A 579-nucleotide genomic window follows, 5' to 3' on the forward strand; every position below is an offset into this window, starting at 1 on the left:
ACGCTCGCAGCTCGGCACAGGCCGGCTCCGAGGCCAAGGGGAGCGAGGCCGGGGCCGGTTCGGAGACCGAGGACGAGGCGCGCGCCGACTCCGACGGCGAGGGCGAGCAGGGAGCGGCACAGGCCGGCTCCGACGCGACGGACGAGGACGGGTCGGCGGCCGACGCCAAGGGCGAGGGCGATTCGGCAGCCGACACCGAGGCCAAGGGCGAGGGCGATTCGGCGACGGTCCACACCGAGGCCGAGGACGACCAGGCGGCGGGCCGGGACGACTCCGAGCCCGAGGACCCTCGCAGCTCGGCGCAGGCCGGCTCCGGGGCCAAGGGGAGCGAGGCCGGGGCCGGTTCGGAGGCCGAGGACGAGGCGCGCGCCGACTCCGACGGCGAGGACGGCCACGGAGCGGCACGGCGCCGGGACAACTCCGAGCCCGAGGACGCCCGGAGCGCGGCCCAGGCGGACTCCGGGGCCAAGGCGAGTGGGACCGCGGCCGGTTCGGAGGCCGAGGACGAGGCGCGCGCCGACTCCGACGGCGAGGACGGCCACGGAGCGGCACGGCGCCGGGACAACTCCGAGCCCGAGG

General features: G+C 78.2%; 1 pseudogene. It reads left to right on the top strand.

Annotated features, from left to right (window positions below):
* Positions 1-579 (top strand): annotated as a pseudogene (locus tag ACZ4EG_RS42600) (hypothetical protein); the annotation flags it as partial.

The organism is Streptomyces sp. NPDC025638 (genome assembly GCF_055558775.1).